This is a genomic window from Streptomyces aculeolatus, from assembly GCF_020400605.1.
GTDB lineage: Bacteria > Actinomycetota > Actinomycetes > Streptomycetales > Streptomycetaceae > Streptomyces > Streptomyces aculeolatus.
On the sequence record NZ_JAINRD010000005.1, the window covers coordinates 111,947 to 125,827 of the forward strand.

14 protein-coding genes are annotated in these 13,881 nt (G+C 73.0%); 1 reads left to right on the forward strand and 13 read right to left on the reverse strand.

Translation table 11 applies throughout. The annotated features are described in order from the left end of the window. Positions 1–86 precede the first annotated feature (86 nt). The 8 genes from LG396_RS11180 to rpsB all read right to left on the reverse strand — a co-directional run bounded on the left by LG396_RS11180 (position 87) and on the right by rpsB (position 7,674). Positions 87–1,145 carry a thiamine ABC transporter substrate-binding protein gene (locus LG396_RS11180; protein WP_130457301.1) on the reverse strand — a complete coding sequence of 353 codons (1,059 nt, stop codon included), beginning with the start codon at positions 1,143–1,145 and terminating at the stop codon, positions 87–89. 162 nt (positions 1,146–1,307) lie between these two features. Beyond that, positions 1,308–2,426 (reverse strand): dual-specificity RNA methyltransferase RlmN, encoded by a 1,119-nt coding sequence (gene rlmN / locus LG396_RS11185; RefSeq protein WP_018839606.1) that lies wholly within the window; start codon positions 2,424–2,426, stop codon positions 1,308–1,310. Between the two features lie 37 nt (positions 2,427–2,463). After that, positions 2,464–2,958: a hypothetical protein gene (locus LG396_RS11190; protein WP_225794638.1), complete on the reverse strand. Its 495-nt coding sequence runs from the start codon at positions 2,956–2,958 to the stop codon at positions 2,464–2,466. A gap of 110 nt (positions 2,959–3,068) precedes the next feature. Further along, on the reverse strand, positions 3,069–3,998 hold the full coding sequence (locus LG396_RS11195) for a phosphatidate cytidylyltransferase (protein ID WP_037743390.1): 930 nt from the start codon (positions 3,996–3,998) through the stop codon (positions 3,069–3,071). Between the two features lie 71 nt (positions 3,999–4,069). Continuing rightward, positions 4,070–4,627, reverse strand: a complete 558-nt coding sequence (gene frr / locus LG396_RS11200; RefSeq protein WP_018844690.1) for a ribosome recycling factor — start codon at positions 4,625–4,627, stop codon at positions 4,070–4,072. A gap of 101 nt (positions 4,628–4,728) precedes the next feature. After that, the gene (pyrH, locus tag LG396_RS11205; protein WP_018844689.1) at positions 4,729–5,520 is read right to left on the reverse strand and encodes a UMP kinase; all 792 of its coding nucleotides are present in this window, start codon (positions 5,518–5,520) and stop codon (positions 4,729–4,731) included. 282 nt (positions 5,521–5,802) lie between these two features. Next, positions 5,803–6,636 (reverse strand): translation elongation factor Ts, encoded by an 834-nt coding sequence (tsf, locus tag LG396_RS11210; protein WP_100298651.1) that lies wholly within the window; start codon positions 6,634–6,636, stop codon positions 5,803–5,805. A 45-nt stretch (positions 6,637–6,681) separates the two neighbouring features. Next, positions 6,682–7,674, reverse strand: coding sequence for a 30S ribosomal protein S2 (gene rpsB, locus LG396_RS11215; protein WP_018839612.1), 993 nt, complete (start codon positions 7,672–7,674; stop codon positions 6,682–6,684). Positions 7,675–8,001: 327 nt separating this feature from the next. Between rpsB and LG396_RS11220 the strand changes: the two genes are divergently transcribed. Beyond that, on the forward strand, positions 8,002–8,832 hold the full coding sequence (locus tag LG396_RS11220; RefSeq protein ID WP_263978991.1) for a murein hydrolase activator EnvC family protein: 831 nt from the start codon (positions 8,002–8,004) through the stop codon (positions 8,830–8,832). Between the two features lie 25 nt (positions 8,833–8,857). Here the strand turns inward: LG396_RS11220 and LG396_RS11225 are convergent, their stop codons facing one another. The 5 genes from LG396_RS11225 to LG396_RS11245 form a co-directional block, all read right to left on the reverse strand. After that, on the reverse strand, positions 8,858–9,412 hold the full coding sequence (locus tag LG396_RS11225) for a TetR/AcrR family transcriptional regulator (RefSeq protein WP_225794846.1): 555 nt from the start codon (positions 9,410–9,412) through the stop codon (positions 8,858–8,860). 51 nt (positions 9,413–9,463) lie between these two features. Beyond that, the gene (whiG, locus tag LG396_RS11230; RefSeq protein ID WP_018839615.1) at positions 9,464–10,273 is read right to left on the reverse strand and encodes an RNA polymerase sigma factor WhiG; all 810 of its coding nucleotides are present in this window, start codon (positions 10,271–10,273) and stop codon (positions 9,464–9,466) included. Positions 10,274–10,590: 317 nt separating this feature from the next. Then, positions 10,591–11,838: a DNA-processing protein DprA gene (gene dprA, locus LG396_RS11235; protein ID WP_225794639.1), complete on the reverse strand. Its 1,248-nt coding sequence runs from the start codon at positions 11,836–11,838 to the stop codon at positions 10,591–10,593. After that, a complete protein-coding gene (locus LG396_RS11240) occupies positions 11,835–13,457 on the reverse strand; it encodes a YifB family Mg chelatase-like AAA ATPase (RefSeq protein ID WP_225794640.1) in 1,623 nt (540 codons plus the stop codon). The genes dprA and LG396_RS11240 overlap by 4 nt, the downstream gene beginning before the upstream one ends. Continuing rightward, entirely contained in the window at positions 13,457–13,822 is a 366-nt protein-coding gene (locus LG396_RS11245) for a YraN family protein (protein ID WP_018851024.1), read from the reverse strand. Before LG396_RS11245 ends, LG396_RS11240 begins: the two co-directional genes overlap by 1 nt. Between the last annotated feature and the right edge of the window lie 59 nt (positions 13,823–13,881).

The following is a 13,881-nucleotide window of genomic DNA, read 5'->3' on the forward strand; positions in this document are numbered from 1 at the left end:
GCCGGCCGCGCCGGGTATCCGGCGGCGGCGGCCCGCGCCCGTGTCCGTACGCGCCCGGGGGGCCTTCCCGCCGCCGGCGGCCCGGGTTACTTCACGACCAGCGAGGTCCACGTCTTGATCCACTGCTCCCGGTTGTCGTCGACGACGGCCGGGTCGAGGGTGTGCGGGTCGGCGATCTCCTCGCCGTAGCGGGTGAACACCTCGGGCAGTTCGGTGTTCTCGCGGACGGGGTGGACGAACATGTTCAGCGGCATGTCCTGCTGGAACTTCTCACCGATGAGGAAGTCGATGAGGGCCTTGCCGCCTTCGGTGTTGCCGGCGTTGGCGAGGAGGCCGGCGAACTCGATCTGGCGGAAGCAGGTGCCGGTGGCCACGCCGGTGGTCGCTTCCTTGGGCCGGGACTCCATGTCGAGGACGGGCGGGCTGGAGGCGTACGAGACGACGAGCGGCTTGTCGCCCTTGCCGGCGCCGGAGAAGCGCTCGTAGTACGCCTGCTCCCAGCCGTCGACGACCTCGACGCCGTTGTCGCGCAGCTCGCTCCAGTAGTCCTCCCAGCCGTCCTCTCCGTACGCGTCGGCGGTGGCGAGGAGGAAGGCCAGGCCCGGGGAGGAGGTGGCGGCGTTCTCGGTGACGAGGAGGTCCTGGTAGCGGGGGTCGGCGAGGTCGTCGAAGGTCTGCGGCGGGTCGAGGTCCTTCTCCTCGAAGTACGCGCGGTCGTAGTTGACGCACACGTCGCCGTAGTCGACGGGGGTGACGCGGTGTTCGCCGGCGTCGAGCTGGAGTTCCCGGGGGATGCGGTCCAGCCCCTTCGCTTCGTACGGCGTGAAGATCCCGTTGTCGAGGCCGCGGGAGAGGAGGGTGTTGTCGATGCCGAAGAAGACGTCGCCCTGGGGGTTGTCCTTGGACAGGACGGCCTGGTTGACGGCGGAGCCGGCGTCCTTGCCCTTGAGGATGTCGACCTTGTACCCGGACTGCTTCTCGAACGCCTCGAGGACGTCGTCGGAGACGGCGAAGGAGTCGTGGGTGACGAGGGTGACGCTCTTGTCGCCCGAGCCGGACCCGGATCCGTCGCCGGAGTCCGAGCCGCAGGCGGCCAGGCCCACGGCGAGGGACGCGGCCAGGGCGGTGGTGACGATGCGCTTCATCGGGCTGCTTTCGTGGCGGCGGGCAGCCCGGGCAGCAGCAGAGTCTCGACCGAACTTCCTACCCAGAATGACCTGGGCGAGGTTCGAGGGTCTGCGGCCTGGACGGTGCCGCACTCTCAGCGCTGCGAGCGCTCCCCTGTCGGTGTGTACATATGAACGGTATCAGGCGGGTGTGTCGGCCGCGGAGGCGGCGAGCTGTCCGCAGGCTCCCTCGATCTCCTGGCCCCGGGTGTCGCGCACGGTCACGGGCACGCCGTGGGCCTCCAGGGCGGCGACGAACGCCCGCTCGTCCTCGGGCCGCGAGGCGGTCCACTTGGAGCCGGGGGTGGGGTTGAGCGGGATGAGGTTGACGTGGGCGCGGCGGCCCTTGAGGAGGCGGCCGAGGAGGTCGGCCCGCCACGCCTGGTCGTTGATGTCCTTGATCAGCGCGTACTCGATGGAGACGCGGCGGCCGGAGCGCTCGGCGTACTCCCAGGCGGCGTCGAGGACCTCGCGGACCTTCCAGCGGGTGTTGACGGGCACGAGGGTGTCGCGCAGCTCGTCGTCGGGCGCGTGCAGGGACACCGCGAGGCGGCACTTCAGGCCCTCGTCGGCGAAGCGGTGCATGGCGGGCACGAGGCCGACGGTGGAGACGGTGATGCCGCGCTGGGAGAGCCCGAGGCCGTCGGGCTCGGGGTCGGTGAGGCGGCGTACGGCGGACAGCACCCGGTTGTAGTTCGCCAGCGGCTCGCCCATGCCCATGAAGACGATGTTGGACAGCCGCGCCGGCCCTCCGGGGACCTCGCCGTCGCGCAGGGCGCGCATGCCGTCGACGATCTGGTGGACGATCTCGGCGGTCGACAGGTTGCGGGTGAGGCCCGCCTGGCCGGTGGCGCAGAACGGGCAGTTCATGCCGCAGCCGGCCTGGGAGGAGATGCACATGGTGACGCGGTCGGGGTAGCGCATGAGCACCGACTCGACCAGCGTGCCGTCGAAGAGCCGCCACAGGGTCTTGCGCGTGGTGTCGCCGTCACAGCTCAGGTGCCGCACGACGGTCATCAGCTCGGGCAGCAGCCCCTCGGCGAGCTTCGCCCGGGACCCGGCCGGCACGTCGGTCCAGCCGGCCGGGTCGGTGTCGTAGCGCGCGAAGTAGTGCCGCGACAGCTGCGCGGCACGGAACGGCTTCTCCCCCAGCTCGGCGACGGCTTCGCGGCGCTCGGCGGGGGTGAGGTCGGCTAGGTGCCGCGGCGGCTTCTTGGCACCACGGGGGACGGCGAAGGTGAGCTCTCCTGGCTTCGGCATAGCCGTACCAGTGTCGCAGACGGAAACACCTGCGCCCTCATCCTCCCCAGATACCCTGATTCGCCCGCGCGAGCCCGCCGGTGGGCGGCCCGTGGCCGTCGCCCATCGGCGCCACACCCGCGCCGCCGGGCGAGCCGGCATTGTCGCCCAGGGGCGCCACCCCGCCACCCGGCGAGCCGTGGTCGTCGCCCGTGGGGGCGACGCCCCAGTCGTGCTCGGCGGGCGCGGCCTTGTCGGCACCCTCCCAGTCGAGGAGCGGCGCCACCGTGCCGGTCGGCGAACCGTGGTCGTCTCCCAACGGCGCCACACCGGCACCCGGCGACCCGGAGCTGTCGCCCAGGGGCGCGACGCCCCACTCGTGGTCGGCGGTCAGGGCCATGTCGTCGCTCCGCCGGTCCTGCGGCGCCACCCCCGCGCCGCCCGGCGCCCCCGCGTTGTCGCCCGCCGCTGCCGTGGCGGTGGTCACCGCCGCGGCTCCGGTCGCCAGCAGGGCCACGGCCACCGCCCGTGCCGTCATGCGCTTCATCTTCATCGGAATCCCCCTTCGGTCGCGGACATCTGTCCACACCGTGGCCCGCCCCGCCGGCGCGGCACCACGTGTTTCGGCCCTCGCCGAAACCCGGGGAGGGGGAATCGCGGCGGTCAGCCCGCGCCGACGAAGATCACCATCAGCAGCCACACCACCGGCGCCGTCGGCAGCAGCGAGTCCAGCCGGTCCATGATCCCGCCGTGGCCGGGGAGCAGCGTGCCCATGTCCTTGATGCCGAGGTCCCGTTTGATCATCGACTCGGCGAGGTCGCCGAGCGTCGCGCTGGCGGCTGCCGCGGCGCCCAGCAGGAGGCCCTGCCACCAGCGGCCGTCGTCGACGAGCAGTTCCATGCACACGGCGCCCGCCGCCATCGCGAACGCCAGTGCGCCGCCCAGGCCTTCGCGGGTCTTGCCGGGGCTGATGCGCGGGGCGAGTTTGTGGCGGCCGAACTTGTAGCCCACGGCGTACGCGCCGGTGTCGCTGATCACCGTGAGGATCAGGAACGTCAGCACCCGCTGCGGCCCGTCGTCGTCCGCGGCGAGCATCAGCGCGACGAAGGAGGCGAGGAACGGCACGTAGAACGCGGCGAAGACGCCGGCGGTGACGTCGCGGAGGTAGTCCTCCGCGGGGCCCGTCAGCCGCCACACGGGGACGGCGAGGGCGGTCAGCGCGAGCGCCGCCCCGGCGCCCTCGGCGCCGCGCGCGTACCCGGCGATGACCATCGCGACGCCGCCGAGCACCAGCGGCACCAGCGGGGTGCGGATGCCGCGGCACTCCGTCAGCCGCGACGTCAGCTCCCAGAGCCCGACCGCCACGGCGACGACGATGACGCCGAGGAAGAGCACTTTCACGACGAACAGCGTGGCCAGCACGATGGCGCCGAGGCCGAGTCCGACGCCTATGGCCGCGCCGAGGTCCCGGCCGCCGCGGCGCCGCTTGGGCGGGGGCGGCGGCGCGGAGGAGGCGTCGCCCGGGACGCCCGGTTCCCCGGAGGGACCTGGGGAGGGTTCGTCGGCAGGGGCGTCGCCGGACACGATGGGCATGCGCGGAGTCTGCGCCCTTTCACCCCCGCCGTACACGGGACCCGCCGGGGCCCCCCTGGAGGAGTCGTTCATCAGACCTCGAGCAGCTCTGCTTCCTTGTGCTTGAGCAGCTCATCGACCTGGGCCACGTACTTGTGCGTGGTGTCGTCGAGCTCCTTCTCGCCGCGGCGGCCCTCGTCCTCGCCGATCTCGCCGTCCTTGATGGCCTTGTCGATGGTCTCCTTGGCCTTGCGGCGTACGGACCGGATGGCGATCCGCGCGTCCTCGCCCTTGGCCTTGGCGACCTTGATGAACTCCTTGCGGCGTTCCTCGGTGAGCTGCGGGAAGACCACCCGGATGATGTTGCCGTCGTTGGAGGGGTTGACGCCGAGGTCGGAGTCCCTGATGGCCTGCTCGATGTTGCGCAGGGCGCTCTTGTCGAACGGGGTCACCACCGCCATCCGCGGCTCCGGCACCGAGAACGACGCCAGCTGGTTGATGGGCGTCTGGGCCCCGTAGTAATCCGCCGTGATCTTGTTGAACATCGCCGGATGGGCCCGCCCGGTGCGGATCGCGGCGAGGTCCTCCTTGGCGACCACGACGGCCTTCTCCATCTTCTCCTCGGCTTCGAGGAGGGTCTCTTCGATCACCACTGGCTCCTGGTCTCTTCCGTGAGCGGCCCGGGGGTGCGCCCCCGTTCCGCCCGTACCATGCCTGCACGGTGTCCGACCGGCAGGCCGTTGTCCATCCCTCAGACCCGGCTGCCGTGCGCGCTCACGAGCGTACCGATCTTCTCACCCCGCACCGCCCGGGCGATGTTGCCCGCCTTCAGCAGCTCGAAGACGAGGATGGGCAGTTCGTTGTCGCGGCACAGGGTGACGGCCGTGGCGTCGGCGACCTTGAGGTCGCGGGTGATGACCTCGCCGTATTCGAGCGCGTCGAACTTCACCGCGTCCGGGTTCTTCTTGGGGTCGGCGTCGTAGACCCCGTCCACGCCGTTCTTGCCCATGAGCAGGGCCTCGGCGTGGATCTCCAGCGCGCGCTGCGCGGCGGTGGTGTCCGTGGAGAAGTACGGCATGCCCATGCCTGCGCCGAAGATGACGACGCGGCCCTTCTGCATGTGCCGGATGGCGCGCAGCGGGATGTAGGGCTCGGCGACCTGGCCCATGGTGATCGCGGTCTGCACCCGGGAGTCGATGCCTTCCTTCTCCAGGAAGTCCTGGAGGGCGAGGCAGTTCATGACCGTGCCGAGCATGCCCATGTAGTCGGAGCGGGCCCGGTCCATGCCGCGCTGCTGCAGTTCGGCGCCGCGGAAGAAGTTGCCACCGCCGATCACCACGGCGATCTCGTACCCGTCGCGGACGACGGCCGCGATCTCGCGGGCGATGGCGTGCACGACGTCCGGGTCGACGCCGAGATCCCCGCCGCCGGAGAACGCCTCGCCGGACAGCTTCAGCAGGAAGCGCGAGCTGTCCCTCTTCGTGTGGTGGCCGTGGTCCGCCTTCTCCCAGTGGCCGTGGTCCGCGTCGGCGTCCTCGTTCATGAAGTCTCCTCGTGCGCATGCGAAGGAGGCCATCGCCGTGGGGTTCTCATCCACCCATTCCCGGCAATGGCCTCCTCGTCACTTCCGCGGCCCGGCGTCGGTCGCCCGCGCCGGCCCGCTACAACTCAACCCGACCCTAGCGGGGCCGGTGGCCGTTCGCCGTACACCGTGCGCGCCGTTCGCCGTGGCGACGCGCCCTGCGGCGCGTACCACGGCGGCGTGCGCCGTCCGGTCGCGCTTACGCGCGCCGGGCGGCACGGTGCACGCCGGTGGCGCCTGCGGTCAGGCGCCGACGCGGATGCGCGCGAAGCGGGTCACCTGCGCGCCCGCCTCGTCGAGCACCTTCTGCACCGACTTCTTGGGGTCCTTGGCGAACGGCTGGTCCACCAGCACGTTCTCCTTGAAGAAGCCGTTCACGCGACCCTCGACGATCTTCGGCAGGGCGGCCTCCGGCTTGCCCTCCTCGCGGGAGGTGGCCTCGGCGACGCGGCGCTCGTTCTCCACCGTGTCGGCCGGGACCTCCTCGCGGCTCAGCCAGCGCGGGCTGAAGGCGGCGATGTGCTGCGCCACCTCCTTGGCCGTCTGCGGGTCGGCCTTGTCGAGCTCGACGAGCACGCCGACCTGCGGCGGCAGGTCGGGCATGGTGCGGTGCATGTACGTGCCCACGTAGGCGCCCTCGAAGCGCGCGAAGCGGTCGAGGACGATCTTCTCGCCGAGGGTGGCGTTGGCCTCGTCCACGAAGACCTGGACGGTCTTGCCGTCGATCTCGGAGGCGAGCAGCGCCTCCAGGTCGGCCGGCTTGGTGGCCGCGACGTGCTCGGCGAGCGCGTTGGCGACGGCGATGAACTTGTCGCCCTTGGCGACGAAGTCCGTCTCGCACTTCAGCTCCAGCAGGACGCCGGAGGAGTTGTCGTCGGCGATCAGGGAGACGACGGCGCCGTTCTCGGCGGAGCGGCCCTCACGCTTGGCGACGCCCTTCTGGCCCTTGACGCGGAGCAGCTCCACGGCCTTGTCGACGTCGCCCTCGGCCTCTTCCAGCGCCTTCTTGCAGTCCATCATGCCGGCGCCGGTGAGCTCCCGGAGCTTCTTGACGTCGGCGGCGGTGAAGTTCGCCATGATTGGGTGGTTTTCTCTTCTCGACGGGTGACTGGGATCGGCGGATCAGGCCTGCGGAGCGTCGCCGGCGGGCTGCTCGCCCTCGGCGGCGGCCTCGGTGGAAGCCACGGCCTCCTCGGCGGTGGGCGCCGGGGTCTCGTCGGCCTGCTCGGCGGCGGCGACCTCGGCGGTCTCGGCGGAGGTCTGGACCTCGGCCTCGGCGGCCGCCTCGTCCTTCTCCTCGACCGGTGCGTCGGCGGCGGCCTTGGCCTCCTTGGCCTCCTTCTCGCCGGCGAGAAGGTCGCGCTCCCACTCGGCGAGCGGCTCGGCGTCGGTCTTGACGGCCTTCTCGTCACCGGTGGCGGCACCGGAGCGGGCGATCAGACCCTCGGCGACGGCGTCGGCGATGACGCGGGTCAGCAGCGTGACCGAGCGGATCGCGTCGTCGTTGCCCGGGATCTTGTAGTCGACCTCGTCGGGGTCGCAGTTGGTGTCGAGGATCGCGACGACCGGGATGCGCAGCTTGCGCGCCTCGCCGACGGCGATGTGCTCCTTCTTCGTGTCCACGATCCAGACGGCGCTCGGCACCTTCTGCATGTCGCGGATGCCGCCGAGGGTCTTCTCCAGCTTCGCCTTCTCGCGGGAGAGGACGAGCAGCTCCTTCTTGGTGAGGCCGGAGGCGGCCACGTCCTCGAAGTCGATGGCTTCGAGCTCCTTGAGGCGCTGCAGCCGCTTGTGGACCGTGGAGAAGTTGGTGAGCATGCCGCCGAGCCAGCGCTGGTTGACGTACGGCATGCCGACGCGGGTGGCCTGCTCGGCGATGGCTTCCTGGGCCTGCTTCTTCGTGCCCACGAACATGATGGTGCCGCCGTGCGCGACGGTCTCCTTCACGAACTCGTAGGCGCGGTCGATGTACGACAGCGACTGCAGGAGGTCGATGATGTAGATGCCGTTGCGCTCGGTGAAGATGAAGCGCTTCATCTTCGGGTTCCAACGGCGGGTCTGGTGCCCGAAGTGGACGCCGCTCTCCAGCAGCTCCCGCATCGTGACGACGGCCATGGCCGCACTCCTCGTGTGTCTCGGTTGTCGCGGCGGCCGGCCGGCCACCGCTCCTGACGCCCCTGCGCGTCGTGCCTCCGGCGGGAAGCCGGCGGACCGAGTGACGCGGCCACCTTCAGGCAGGTGGCGGGGCGTGCGAAGTCGACCCGGACAGCCGGGTCGCCACCAGAAGTGTACGGGACGGCATCACCCGCCTGCGCCACACAGCCCGGTCCCCGGGCGGGCGTCGGCGGGGTCCGCGGCGCCAAGTTGTCCACAACCCGCCGGTTATCCACAGAATCCGACCATGATCCCCCAGCCCCCCGGAGTCCGGCCAGGCTGTCCCCCATGAACGGACGACGCGAACACCGCGCGACGGGACACGACACCCCCGCGGCGCGGCTCGCGGGAACGGGCGTGCGGACGGCGGCGCAGAGGACGGCGGGCGCGCGGCCCGCGGCGCGGAAGGCGACGGCGGCGGCGCCGTGGCCGGCGCGGGTCCCGGGCCGCGCGGCTGGCGGCGCGGGCCGGCTGCCGCGGTGGCTGCTCGCCGTCGGGCTCGCCGCGGCCCTGACGGCGGGTGCCTGGCCGGCACCCCCGTTCACGACGACCGGCACGGAGGAGGAGGCGGGTGGGGAGGGGGCGGGGGCGGGGCGGGGGGAACGGGGGACGCGGACGGCGGCCGTGAGTCCGGCGCCCGGGGTGGGGGACGCGGTGTGGCCGGTCGACGGGGGCGCGCGGGGGCGGCCCGTGGTGGAGCGGGGGTTCGAGCCGCCGGCCTCGCCGTACGGGCCGGGGCACCGCGGCGTCGATCTGCGTGCCGGGGCCGGGCGGCCGGTGCTGGCCGCGGCGGGGGGCCGGGTGTCGTTCGCGGGCCGGGTGGCGGGGCGGGGGGTGCTGGCGATCGAGCATCCGGGCACGGGCCGCCCGCCGCTGCGTACGACGTACGAGCCGGTGGTGCCGGCGGTGCGCAAGGGGGAGCGGGTCGAGGCGGGGCAGGTGGTGGGTCGTCTGCAGGGCGGCGGGCATCACTGCGCGACGGCTTGTCTGCACTGGGGGCTGCGCCGCGGTGCCAGCTACCTCGACCCGCTGTCGCTGCTGCCGCCCCGGCTGCTCACGGCGGGGCATGCGCGGCTGCTGCCGGTGTTCGGTGTTCCGCCACCGGCCGGCGGCGCCTGACGGCGCGCGGACCGGGGCGGTTCCGTCAGCGTGCGGCGCCGCGGAGGGCTAGGGCGACGGCGGTGTCGGCGACGGTCTCCGGGGGGTCGGTGCCGAGTTCGGTGCGGCGGACGGCCGCGTCGACGACGCCCTGCAGCAGGGTGGCGGCGAGGCGGGGCTCGTCGTGGCCGAGTTCGGCGAGGGCGTCGACGACCATCGTGATGAGCCCGCCGTGCGCGGCGCGGATCCGCTCCCGGGCGCCGGCGTCGAGTTCGCCGGCGGAGATGGCGACGACGGCCCGGTGGCGGCGGTCGCCGACCAGGGCGAGTTGCGTGCGTACGTATGCCTCGACCTTGGCTTCGGGGGTGTCGGCGCGTTCCATGGCCGCTTCGACCTCCGCGGCCCAGCGCGGGAAGTCGACGGCGCAGAGTTCCTGGACCACGGCGGCGCGGCTGCGGAAGTACTCGTACACCGACGAGCGCGCGAGGCCGGTGCGCTCGGCGAGGGCGGCGAAGTTCAGCGCTTCGGTGCCGCCTTCGCCGAGGAGTTCGCGCGCGGCGTCGAGCAGCGCGGCGTGCTGCATGGTCCGGTGCTCGGCCACGGAGGCCGCTCGAATCTTCGGCACGGTCCAACTTTAGACCGCGGATGTCGTTCAGCCGCTGGAGTCGGCCAGCTTCGCGCGCAACTGCAGGACGGACTTGGTGTGGATCTGGCTGACCCTGCTCTCGGTGACGCCGAGGACCTGGCCGATCTCGGCGAGTGTGAGGCCCTCGTAGTAGTAGAGGGTGACGACGGTCTTCTCGCGGTCGGGCAGGGTGTTCACGGCGCGGGCGAGCAGCCGGCGCAGCTCGCGGTCCTCGGCGACCTCGACGGGGTTGTCGGCGGCGGTGTCCTCGAGGGTGTCCATGAGGCTGAGGCGGTCGCCGTTGTCGGAGCTGACGTGCAGCAGTTCTTCGAGGGCGACGACGTTGGCCAGGGAGAGCTGGCTGAAGACCCCGTGGAGTTCTTCCAGCTGGATGCCCATCTCGTCGGCGACCTCGGCCTCGGAGGGGGTGCGGCGGAGGGCGGCTTCGAGGGTGGCGTAGGCGCGTTCGACGGCGCGGGCCTTCTGCCGTACGGAGCGGGGGATCCAGTCGAGCGCGCGGAGTTCGTCGATCATCGCGCCGCGGATGCGGGTGATGGCGTACGTCTCGAACTTGATGGCGCGCTCGGGGTCGAACTTCTCGATGGCGTCGATGAGTCCGAAGACTCCGGAGGAGACGAAGTCGGCCTGTTCCACGTTGGCGGGCAGGCCGACGCTGACGCGCCCGGCGACGTACTTCACCAGGGGTGAGTAGTGCAGGATGAGCTGCTCGCGCAGCCGGCCGTCACGCGTCTCCTTGTACGACCGCCACAGCTCGTCCACCGAGGAGGGCGCTGTGCGTGATACGGCGCGGTCGGACCCGGAGATGTGCTGGGGCATGCGTCGTCGCCTTGAACCGTTCTGGTGGGGGACTGGGTTCGGGTGGGGCTCGGGGGATGCGAGGGGTGTGGGGAGGGAGCGGGGCGGGGAGGGTGGAGCGGTGGGGGATGAGGGAACGTTCCGCGAGCGTAGCGTGACCGTACGGTCGCATTCTGCGACTGACGGCTCTTCATGAGTACGCAGATCCGTTCCGCGCGCCGCCCCTGCGGGTTATCGGGAGGTCACAGCGGGGGGACGGCTGCTGCGGCACCGGGTGGGGGTCGGTTTGCATCTCCCCCACCCTTTCACCCGAACGTCCCAGGTCAAGGAACGGCTCGTCACCTTTTGGGGTGCTCACTGGAGCGCGGGGCCAGGCGCCAGCCGGTGCCGTCGCGGGCGACGAAGCCGAGGGACTGCAGCTCATGAAGCCTGCCCAAGGCTTCGTCGCGCTCCGTGCCCGCTGCTTGTGCGATCTGTTCCGGCCGCAGCGTCCCTCTCCCGGGGAGTGCTTCGAGCACGCGTGCGGTGGCGGGTGGGAGCAGATCGCGTGGTACGACGGGGCCGCGGCGGGCCGGGGCGAGGTCGGCGCCGATGCGGCCGACCAGCTCGACGACTTCGGCGGCCTCCGTGACGAGCTCCGCCTCGCCGCGCAGCAGCTCGTGCACTCCTGCGGACAGCCCTGACGTGACCGGACCGGGTACGCCCATCGTCGGGCGGCCGAGGCGCTGTGCCCAGCGGGCGGTGACGAGGGAGCCGCTGCGGCGCTCGGCTTCGACGACGACGGTGCCGCGGGTGAGTGCGGCCATGACGCGGTTGCGCAGGAGGAACCGCGACCGGGTGGGGTGGTCGCCGGGGGCGAGTTCGGCGACGATCAGGCCCTGCTCGGCGACGCGGCCGAGGAGTTCGGCGTGGCCGGGCGGGTAGACCCGGTCGACGCCGCAGGCCAGCACGCTGACGGTGGCTCCGGTGGCGGCGAGCGCGCCGCGGTGTGCGGCGGCGTCGATGCCGTAGGCGGCGCCGGAGACGACGGCCCATCCGGCGTGGGCGAGGCCGCCGGCGAGGGTCCCGGCGACGTGCGCGCCGTATTCGGTGCAGGCGCGGGCGCCGACGACGGCCACGGACTGCAGCGCCCACAGCCGCAGGTCGGCGCGGCCGCGGACCCAGAGGCCGATCGGGCGGGCGGCGGCGAGGTCGTCGAGCTGCCGGGGCCATTCGGCGTCGCCGGGGCAGACGAACCGTGCTCCGGCGGCCTCGGCGGCGGCGAGGTCCTGCCGGGCGTCGGGCCCGCCGAGCCGGCGCCGGTACCGGACGAGCCGGGCTTCGGCCTCCGGGGACGGCGGCGGGGTGTCGCCGGTCACCCAGCGCAGCAGCGTCACGGCCCCGTGCGTACGCAGCCACCGGCCGGCGGCCTCGTCCCCCGGCTCGACCAGCCGCGTCAGGGCCGCCCGCGCCAGCCGCTCCGCGTCGCCGTCCCCGGGGACGGCACCGGACGGCGGGTCCGGCTGCGGTGCTGTGGCCGCCGCGCTCCGCGGCCCGTCCGGCAGGCCGCTCCGCGGCTTCCACGGGGGCTTGTGGGTCGTGTTCATTCCACGGTCTCCATCGTCGCCGGGGCGCGGGCGCCGCGGGGCACTCCCGTGCGGAGTTCCAGGGCGGCCGCCACGTCCTCCGGCCCCGGGCGGTCATGGCCCGCGAGGTCGGCGATGGTCCAGGCGACGCGCAGCACGCGGTCGAGGCCGCGGGCGGTGAGCAGGCCGCGTTCCAGGTCGCGCTCGGCGGGGGCGAGGACGCCGGGCGCGGGGTGCCAGCGGCGGCGCAGCTCGTGTCCGGGGACTTCGCCGTTGGTGCGCCAGGCGGTGTCCGCGTAGCGCGCGGCGGCGCGGTCGCGGGCGGCCCGGACCCGCGCGGCGGCGTCGGCGGTGGGCTCGGCGCGTACGCCGGCGGCCGAGAGCTCGGCGCGGCTGACGGCGTCCACGGCGACGCGGAGGTCGACGCGGTCGAGGAGCGGTCCGGTGAGGCGGCCCTGGTAGCGCCGGATGGCCATGGGGGCGCATTCGCAGCCGCCTTCCTGCCGGGCGAAGCGGCCGCAGGGGCAGGGGTTGGCGGCGAGGACCATGAGGAAGCGGGCGGGGAACTGCACGACGCCCGCCGATCTGGCCACGACGACGTGTCCGGATTCGAGCGGCTGTCTGAGGGCGTCGAGGATCCGGCCGCTGAATTCTGGTGCTTCGTCCAGAAAAAGTACGCCTCTGTGTGCGAGGGAGACGGCTCCCGGCTTGGGCAGGGCGTTGCCGCCGCCGATGAGGGCGGGCAGGGTCGCGGAGTGGTGCGGGGCGGCGTAGGGGGCTTCGCCGACGAGGGGTTGGCCCGCGGGCAGGGTGCCGGCCACCGAGTGGATGGCGGTGACTTCGAGCGCTTCGGTCTCGGTGAGCGGCGGCAGGAGTCCGGGCAGCCGTTCGGCGAGCATCGTCTTTCCTGCTCCCGGCGGTCCTTTCAGGTAGAGGTGGTGGCCGCCCGCGGCGGCGACTTCGAGGGCGAAGCGCGCCCGGTGCTGTCCGGCGACGTCGGCGAGGTCCGGCCGGTACGCGCCGGGGCCGCAGGCCGCCGGGGTGCACCAGCCGGCTCCGGGGACGGCGAGGCGGGGCGACGGGACGGCCGGTGCGGTGTCGGGGTCGGCGGGTTCGTCGGGGGGCGGTTCGTCGTTGAGGACGGCGATGAGCTGGCGCAGGCTGCGGACGCCGAGGACGGAGACGTCGGGCACGAGGGCGGCCTCGCCCGCGGCGGCTTCGGGGACGACGACCTGGCGGCAGCCGGCGTCCGCCGCGGCGAGCACGGCGGGCAGTACGCCGGGCACGGGCCGGACGCGGCCGTCGAGGCTCAGCTCGCCGACCATGACGAGCCCGGTGAGCGCGTCGGGCGCGATGCGTCCGGCGGCGCCGAGGGTGGCGCAGGCGATGCCGAGGTCGAAGCCGCTGCCCGACTTGGGGACGGCGGCGGGGCTGAGGCCGACGGTGAGCTTCTTCTGCGGCCAGTCGACGCCGGAGTTGACGACGGCGGCGCGTACGCGGTCGCGGCTTTCCGTGAGGCTCTTGTCGGGGAGCCCGACCAGCGTGAACGTGGCGACGCCGGGCTCCAGGTCGGCCTGGATCTCGACGACGACGCCCTCCACGCCGACGAGGGCGACCGAGCACGTACGGGCGAAGGCCATCAGGCGGCCCCCCGTACGTGCTCGACGACGGGGGCGCCGCGCTCCGGCAGCACCACGCCGACGACGTCGATCCGCACGCCGCCCGGCGGGGGGCCGCCGTGCCGCAGGACCCAGGCTTCGGCGAGCCGCCGCAGCCGGTCGGCCTTGGCCGGCGGGACGCCGGCCATCGGATGCTCCCAGCCGCCTGCCCGTCTGGTCTTGACCTCGCAGACGACGAGGGCTTCGCCGTCGAGCGCGACGATGTCGATCTCGCCGTCGGTGCCGCATCTCCAGTTCCGCGCCAGGACGGTCATGCCCGCCTCGGCGAGCCGCCGCTCCGCGATCCGTTCCCCGTACTGTCCGAGCGCCTGCCGCTGCTTCGGCATGTCGCACCACCTCCGCGTCCGACTGTGGCGCGCCGCGGAGAAAGTTGTTGATCTTGGTG

Excerpts from the sequence above, each read along its gene's own strand:
- LG396_RS11180 (WP_130457301.1), bottom strand. The coding sequence starts at position 1,145 with ATGAAGCGCATCGTCACCACCGCCCTGGCCGCGTCCCTCGCCGTGGGC.
- rlmN (WP_018839606.1), bottom strand. The coding sequence starts at position 2,426 with ATGCCGAAGCCAGGAGAGCTCACCTTCGCCGTCCCCCGTGGTGCCAAG.
- LG396_RS11190 (WP_225794638.1), bottom strand. The coding sequence starts at position 2,958 with ATGAAGATGAAGCGCATGACGGCACGGGCGGTGGCCGTGGCCCTGCTG.
- LG396_RS11195 (WP_037743390.1), bottom strand. The coding sequence starts at position 3,998 with ATGCCCATCGTGTCCGGCGACGCCCCTGCCGACGAACCCTCCCCAGGT.
- pyrH (WP_018844689.1), bottom strand. The coding sequence starts at position 5,520 with ATGAACGAGGACGCCGACGCGGACCACGGCCACTGGGAGAAGGCGGAC.
- tsf (WP_100298651.1), bottom strand. The coding sequence starts at position 6,636 with ATGGCGAACTTCACCGCCGCCGACGTCAAGAAGCTCCGGGAGCTCACC.
- rpsB (WP_018839612.1), bottom strand. The coding sequence starts at position 7,674 with ATGGCCGTCGTCACGATGCGGGAGCTGCTGGAGAGCGGCGTCCACTTC.
- LG396_RS11220 (WP_263978991.1), top strand. The coding sequence starts at position 8,002 with ATGAACGGACGACGCGAACACCGCGCGACGGGACACGACACCCCCGCG.
- whiG (WP_018839615.1), bottom strand. The coding sequence starts at position 10,273 with ATGCCCCAGCACATCTCCGGGTCCGACCGCGCCGTATCACGCACAGCG.
- dprA (WP_225794639.1), bottom strand. The coding sequence starts at position 11,838 with ATGAACACGACCCACAAGCCCCCGTGGAAGCCGCGGAGCGGCCTGCCG.
- LG396_RS11240 (WP_225794640.1), bottom strand. The coding sequence starts at position 13,457 with ATGGCCTTCGCCCGTACGTGCTCGGTCGCCCTCGTCGGCGTGGAGGGC.
- LG396_RS11245 (WP_018851024.1), bottom strand. The coding sequence starts at position 13,822 with ATGCCGAAGCAGCGGCAGGCGCTCGGACAGTACGGGGAACGGATCGCG.